At 35.1% G+C, this 6,982-nt stretch carries 5 protein-coding genes; all 5 read left to right on the top strand.

All coding sequences use genetic code 11. From position 1 onward, the window contains the following. Positions 1-244 precede the first annotated feature (244 nt). The 5 genes from PHD84_10220 to PHD84_10200 all read left to right on the top strand — a co-directional run bounded on the left by PHD84_10220 (position 245) and on the right by PHD84_10200 (position 6,864). A complete protein-coding gene (locus tag PHD84_10220) occupies positions 245-853 on the top strand; it encodes a methyltransferase (protein ID MDD5638169.1) in 609 nt (202 codons plus the stop codon). A gap of 616 nt (positions 854-1,469) precedes the next feature. Beyond that, a complete protein-coding gene (ilvB, locus tag PHD84_10215) occupies positions 1,470-3,149 on the top strand; it encodes a biosynthetic-type acetolactate synthase large subunit (GenBank protein ID MDD5638168.1) in 1,680 nt (559 codons plus the stop codon). A gap of 2 nt (positions 3,150-3,151) precedes the next feature. Continuing rightward, positions 3,152-3,649 carry an acetolactate synthase small subunit gene (gene ilvN, locus PHD84_10210; GenBank protein ID MDD5638167.1) on the top strand — a complete coding sequence of 166 codons (498 nt, stop codon included), beginning with the start codon at positions 3,152-3,154 and terminating at the stop codon, positions 3,647-3,649. A gap of 70 nt (positions 3,650-3,719) precedes the next feature. Next, positions 3,720-5,252, top strand: coding sequence for a 2-isopropylmalate synthase (locus tag PHD84_10205; GenBank protein ID MDD5638166.1), 1,533 nt, complete (start codon positions 3,720-3,722; stop codon positions 5,250-5,252). Between the two features lie 64 nt (positions 5,253-5,316). Then, positions 5,317-6,864: an alpha-isopropylmalate synthase regulatory domain-containing protein gene (locus tag PHD84_10200; protein MDD5638165.1), complete on the top strand. Its 1,548-nt coding sequence runs from the start codon at positions 5,317-5,319 to the stop codon at positions 6,862-6,864. Positions 6,865-6,982: the final 118 nt, after the last annotated feature.

Below are 6,982 nucleotides of genomic sequence, written 5' to 3'. Positions count from 1 at the left end.
CTGCTGAAATTAAAGAATCTTTGAATATCCATAAAGAAAAGAAGTTGGTAGCTTGTATTGCAATGGGCTATCCTGATCCAAAGGTCATGCTTAATGAATATCGTAGTATCAAAAAAAAGGCAGATGAATTCTTTTTCTGGCAGGAATAAAGTTTTTCTAATGAAAATTAGTTAAATTTAATAATAGTACTAAAGGAAAAGGTAAAATAATGATTATATATACTAGAAAGTAAAGGGAAAAAATAATGAGTTTAACAATATTTCAAGCTATAGCATTTGTCTGTTTGATAGTGTTTACTTTTTTTGTCTCTGATTTCCGAAATAAAAAAGGAATGTTGCCTCTGATAAATATAAAAATAGTTTCTATTTTAAAACTATTTTATTTAGTACCCATTTTTGTTTATATATATGTAATAATAAACATGAAAAACATGTTTTTTCATAATTATATTGGACTTTTTTGTACCTTTAGTGGTGCTTTTTTAGTGGCAAAAGCTAAGATAGATTTAGGGAAATATCATACCTGGGCAGGGCATATGCTTTCTTCAACCAAGATTATTACCAGCGGCATATATGCTTTTATCAGACACCCACTTTATACAGGAATTTATATGTTTATGATTGGAGGGATAATGATAGGTATTAAAAATAATCCCTTTTCTCTTTTTGCCACAGTAATTATTATTGCCTTTCTCGTTATGATCAAGGCTTTCTTAGGATTTTCAGCTGCACAGGAGAGTAAGTTTTTGCAGGAAGTATTTGGCGATATATTTGTGAAATACAAAAGAGAGGTTCATGCCTTCCTGCCCATCAGAAAGTACAGTGTTAGCAAGGATGTTAAAGCCGAATCTTAATATTATCAAATAAATTCTTATTAGAAAAAATTTGAAGATTGGAATTAATTTATAAGCAAATAGCAAAAATTATTTGACAAAATCAGAATATATTAGTAGAATTTCAAAAATTACCTTTTTTAAGAAGCCAGTAGGTAATGATTGACTAAAGAGAGCCATGTTCTGGTGTGAGTATGGCAGTAAATGTTACCGAAACTCACTTCTTTCTATATCAGTGATGAGTAAAGTTTGACTAACTCAGTAGGATTTTTGAAACAGAATGAGGGTAGAAAAGATTGATTTTTCTACCGAAATAGGGTGGTAACACGAGAAAGTCGTCCCTATATGAGCCTGATAGGCTCAGGGACGACTTTTTTATTTAAGGAAGTATACCTAGGGTTCCGTTTTCTGGTAAAAGTCTGGACCAAGTGGTATAAAATACGAGATTTATCTTTTAAAAGTTTTCGTATTACACCGTGGGTAAAAAAGACCCCAGCGGAAGGTTCCTTGTACGATAAGAAAGAGCCTGCTTGCTGGGGATTTTTATTAATTATTGATATTTTTTAGCAACATAAAATTTTCAGTGAAGCATATAAAATATAGCTATTGTTGATAGAAAAGAATTGAGGTGACAGAAATGGAATTAAGTGGAACTGAAATTATTGTTGAATGTCTAAAGCAGGAAAAAATAAAGGTTATTTTTGGTATACCAGGTGCGGCAATTATGCCTTTGTACGATACCTTTGGAAAATATGAACCACTTCCTTTTAAGAATATTTTAACCAGACACGAACAGGGAGCAGTTCATGCGGCAGATGGATATGCCAGAGCAACTGGTGAGGTAGGAGTGTGTGTGGTTACCTCTGGACCCGGTGCCACTAATCTGGTAACCGGTCTGGCCAATGCACATATGGATTCGGTCCCATTGGTTGCCTTTACTGGGCAAGTACCCACTGCTTTAGTAGGTAATGATGCCTTCCAAGAAGTTGATATTACCGGAATAACTTTACCCATTACCAAACATAATTATATTGCCAGAAAAGTTGGAGATTTAGCATCAATAATAAAAGAGGCTTTTTATATTGCTCGAACCGGTAGACCTGGTCCGGTACTTATTGATATACCAAAGGATATTCAGTTAGCCAAAGGTAATTTTAATTATCCCGAAAAAATAAATAGGAAAGGATATAATCCCTCTTATAGGGGACATATTAAACAGATAAAATCTGCAGCAATGAAGATAATGGAAGCAAAAAAGCCAGTAATTATTTCCGGGGGAGGTGTTATTAATGCCAATGCTGTTCCGGAATTAATGAAGATAGTAATCAAAACCAATATACCTGTAGTTAATACTTTTATGGGTCTAGGTAGTTTCCCCACAAACCATCATCTGTTTCTTGGCATGCTAGGAATGTATGGCCAATATACTGCTAATCAGCTAGTCAGCAATGCTGATTTAATCATTGCCTTAGGAACTCGTTTTGATGACAGGATTACCGGTAATTTAAATCAATTTTGTCCCCAGGCGGATATTATTCATATAGACATTGATCCAGCAGAAATAGGGAAAAATATCTCGATAAAAATTCCTATTGTAGGTGATTTGAAGAATATATTACAACAATTGAATAACTTTATTGGGGGAAAAGAACATAATTTATGGCTGCAGGAGCTACAAGAAATTAGGGCAAAAGACCCTGTAAGCAGAGAGGATAATGATCCACTGCTACATTCCAGGTTTATTATGAAAGCTTTAAATGAGTTATTTAAGGGCGAAGCAATTATTGTAACTGATGTCGGTCAACATCAGATGTGGGCGGCTCATTATACCCGGGTTAATTATCCTCGACATTTTATCTCTTCAGGGGGATTAGGAGCTATGGGATTCGGATTGCCTGCTGCTATAGGCACCAAAATAGGCTGTCCCCATAAGACAGTCATTTGTATTTCTGGTGATGGTGGTTTCCAAATGAATATTCAGGAATTAGCCACTGCAATTTATAACCGTTTGTCAATTATCGTAATATTGATGAATAATGGTTACCTGGGAATGGTAAGACAGTTGCAAGAATTATTCTATGATAAACGCTATGTTTCTACTTTACTTGCTGGGAATCCCGATTTTGTAAAGATTGTAGAAGCTTATGGAGGTATAGGATTTAGAGTTGATAAACAAGAGGATTTTTTCCCAACCTTAGAGAAAGCATCTAGGAAAAATCAATTTGTGTTGATAGATTGTCATATTCCAGCGGAAGAAAATATTTTCCCCCTGGTGAAACCCGATTCATCAATCAATCAAATGATAGGAGTTGATTAAACATGAAACATACCATCGCTATTTTAGTTGAAGACCTCCCGGGAGTAATGGCCAGGGTGGCAGGTTTATTTACCAGGAGAGGTTTTAATATTGAGAGTATTGCCGTGGGTCATTCGGAGATACCAGGAATTTCCAGAATGACTATCATCGTAAGTGGTGATGAGAAAGTATTAGAGCAAATAATCAAACAATTAAATAAATTAATTGATGTTATCCGGGTAAGAGATATTCCGGCTGAAAATATCATTGAAAGAGAGCTAGTTTTAGTTAGAGTTCATGTAGATTCCCTGCCGATTCGTTCAGAAATTATTCAATTAGTAGAAATATTTAAGGCCAAAGTAGTCTTTGTAGAACGAAATACAATGACTATTGAAATGTCCGGGGACGAAGAAAAAGTTGGTGGATTTCTGAATCTTTTAAAACCATTTGGCATTAGAGAAATAGTGCGTACAGGAAGAATTGCTATTACCAGAAGCAGTAAAAATGGTTTAAAGGTATAAGCCCAAATAGAAGAATAATAATTCATGAAGTTAATTAATATTATAAAAAAGTTTAAGTAGGAGGTATATTATGACAGATAAGATTATGATTTTTGATACTACCTTGCGTGATGGAGAGCAATGTCCTGGTGCCTCTCTAAATACACAGGAGAAATTGGAGATTGCCAGGCATTTAGAAAAGATGAAGGTCGATGTCATTGAAGCTGGTTTTCCAATATCCTCTCCTGGGGATTTTGAAGGAGTGAAAACTATTGCTAATAATATAAAAGGTCCCACTATCACTGCCTTATGCCGAGCAGTAGAACAGGACATTAAATGTGCCTGGGATGCTATAAAATTAGCCAAAAAACCAAGAATACATACTTTTATCGCTACCTCTCCTATACATATGAAATTAAAACTGGAGAAGGCACCACGGGAAGTCTTAAAACAAGCGGTATTGGCTGTGAAATTGGCAAAGAGTTATTGCCTGGATGTAGAATTTTCTGCTGAAGATGCCAGTCGTAGTGAGCCGGAATTTTTATATCAGATTTTTGAAGAAGCGATTAAAGCTGGAGCAACCGTTATCAATATACCTGATACTGTCGGCTATTCCCAACCGGAGGAATTTGCCAGGTTAATAAAGGGCATTAAGGAAAATGTAACAAATGTCAGCCAAGCTGTTCTAAGCGTACACTGTCACAATGATCTGGGATTAGCAGTGGCAAATTCACTGGAATCTTTAAAACATGGAGTGGGACAGATTGAATGTACCATAAATGGAATTGGAGAGAGAGCAGGTAATGCCTCTCTGGAGGAAATTGTCATGGCCATTCATACCAGGAGAGATTTTTATAATAAAACAACCAATATTGACACCCATTTTATTTATCCTACCAGTAAATTGGTAAGCCGATTAACCGGTTTTGTCGTTCAGCCTAATAAGGCTATCGTGGGGAAAAATGCCTTCGCTCATGAGGCAGGAATACATCAGGCAGGTGTATTAAAAGATGCCTCTACTTATGAGATTATGAAACCACAGACTATTGGACTGGAAAGCAACCAGATAGTTTTAGGGAAACATTCTGGTCGGAATGCCTTTAGAAAAAGATTAGCCGAATTGGGATATGAGTTAGATAAAGAAAAACTTGATAAATCATTTGAGCAATTTAAACAACTGGCAGATAAGAAGAAGGAAATTTATAGTGAGGATATTATTGCCTTAATGTCTGAAATTTTAGTTACTGATATTACCGATATTTATGAGTTAAACCATTTTCATATTAGTACCGGAAACAGTATTTTGCCAACCGCTACGATAAGATTATCAAGGGAGGGAAAGACATATGAGGATGCTGCCTGTGGAGATGGGCCGGTAGACGCGGTATTTAACGCAATTGATCGTATTACTGGAGTCAAAGTTAAATTAACTGATTATTATATCAGGGCGCTGACGCGGGGAAAAGATGCTCAAGGTGAGGCAGTTGTGGAAATCAAAGATAATGGCCATTCTTATATTGGAAAGAGCATAAGCACTGATACCTTAGAAGCAAGCGTAAAGGCTTATCTTAAAGCTATCAACAAAATGTTGTCGGGGGCAGATAAATGCAGAATAATGGATTAAAGAAAATCTAATAAATAATTAAAGCAAATTTCAAAATATGAAATTACAGAATAGGAAATAATAAATGGTTACAAAGTTGGAAATCATTGATACCACTTTAAGAGATGGGGAGCAGATGAAAAATGTCAGCTACTCTCCTGAAGAGAAATTAGCCCTTGCTAAAATATTACTAGATGATGTTAAGGTAGATAGGATTGAAATTACCAGTGCGAAAGTTAGTGAAGGAGAAGAAGAGGCTGTTAGAAAAATTGTTCAATGGGCTAACAAAAAAAATTATCTGGAAAGAATAGAAATATTAGGGTTTGTAGATATTCATGAATCTGTTGATTGGATTTTTAAATCAGGAGGAAAAGTAATAAATATTTTAGCAAAAGGATCTGCAAGACATCTGGCAACTCAATTAAAAAAAACCAAAGAAAAGCATTTAGAGGAAATCAAAAAGACTATTGAGTATGCTACCAAAAAGGGAATTAAGTGCAACTTATGGTTAGAAGATTGGTCAAATGGCATGATTAATTCTCCTGAATACATTGTTTATCTGATAGACCGGCTTAGAGAAGAAAAAATACAAAGATTTATGCTGCCTGATACCTTAGGTATTATGTATCCTACCCAGACCTACAACTATACCCAAGAGATAATCTTGAAATATCCTGAATTGTGGTTTGATTTTCATGGCCATAATGATTATGGTCTGGCAACTGCTAATACTATTGCTACTGTAGAAGCAGGAATTAAAGGAGTTCATTGCACCGTAAACGGCATGGGAGAAAGAGCAGGAAATGCTCTTTTAGAAGAAGTAGTAGTAGCGATAAGGGATTTTCTAGAGATAGATACAGGTATTGAAGAGAAGGGTTTATATATTTTAAGTAAAACTGTTGAAGCTTTTTCTGCTTATCGCATTGCTGCCAATAAGCCTATATGCGGTGAAAATGTATTTACTCAAACAGCAGGAATACATGCTGATGGAGACAGAAAGGGAAATTTATATGCCAGCAAACTCTTGCCAGAAAGGTTTAATAGGGAAAGGCAATATTCATTAGGAAAATTAAGTGGAAAATCAAACTTGGATTATAATCTGGAAGAAATCGGTATAGAATTAACCAAAGAACAGAAAAAGAGTGTTTTAAATAGAGTAATTGAATTAAGCGATAAAAAGAAAAGCATCACAACTGCTGACTTGCCTTATATAATATCTGATGTTCTAGATACACCGGAAGAAAGAGTTTTTAGATTTAAGGCATATAATATTATAACCAGCAAGCTTACCAGGCCGGTGGCGGTAATAAAATTGATTTATATCGACAAGGAAAAAGGAAAAGAAATAGAATTAGAAGAAAATGCCCAAGGTGATGGTGGTTATGATGCCTTTATGAATGCTACCAGAAAGATATTTAAAAAAATTGGGCTAGAATTGCCTTTATTGGTTGATTATGTTGTTACCATTCCTCCAGGGGGAAAGACAGACTCTCTGGTACAATGTTCAATAGCTTGGGAATTGCCGGGCAATAAAGAGAATATTATGACTAAAGGCGTTAATTCTGATCAGGTTTTGGCAGCTATTGAGGCAACAGAAAAAATGCTTAATATAATTGCTTTATTGAAAAATTAAAAATAGTTAAAATACTAGGAGGATAACGTGGGAAAAACAATTGCTGAAAAAATTCTTCAAAAACATTGCGACAAAGAAGATATTAAAGTTGGGGATTTGATTAAGGCAAAAGTAGATT

The organism is Atribacterota bacterium (genome assembly GCA_028717805.1).
In the GTDB taxonomy this organism is placed as follows: Bacteria; Atribacterota; Phoenicimicrobiia; order Phoenicimicrobiales; family Stramentimicrobiaceae; genus Stramentimicrobium.
The sequence above is the reverse complement of the archived record's forward strand: the minus strand, read 5'-3'. Positions and strand labels throughout refer to the sequence as shown.

What these genes read in the sequence shown, in the direction of transcription:
- PHD84_10220 (MDD5638169.1), top strand. Translation starts at nt 245, where the DNA reads ATGAGTTTAACAATATTTCAAGCTATAGCATTTGTCTGTTTGATAGTG.
- ilvB (MDD5638168.1), top strand. Translation starts at nt 1,470, where the DNA reads ATGGAATTAAGTGGAACTGAAATTATTGTTGAATGTCTAAAGCAGGAA.
- ilvN (MDD5638167.1), top strand. Translation starts at nt 3,152, where the DNA reads ATGAAACATACCATCGCTATTTTAGTTGAAGACCTCCCGGGAGTAATG.
- PHD84_10205 (MDD5638166.1), top strand. Translation starts at nt 3,720, where the DNA reads ATGACAGATAAGATTATGATTTTTGATACTACCTTGCGTGATGGAGAG.
- PHD84_10200 (MDD5638165.1), top strand. Translation starts at nt 5,317, where the DNA reads ATGGTTACAAAGTTGGAAATCATTGATACCACTTTAAGAGATGGGGAG.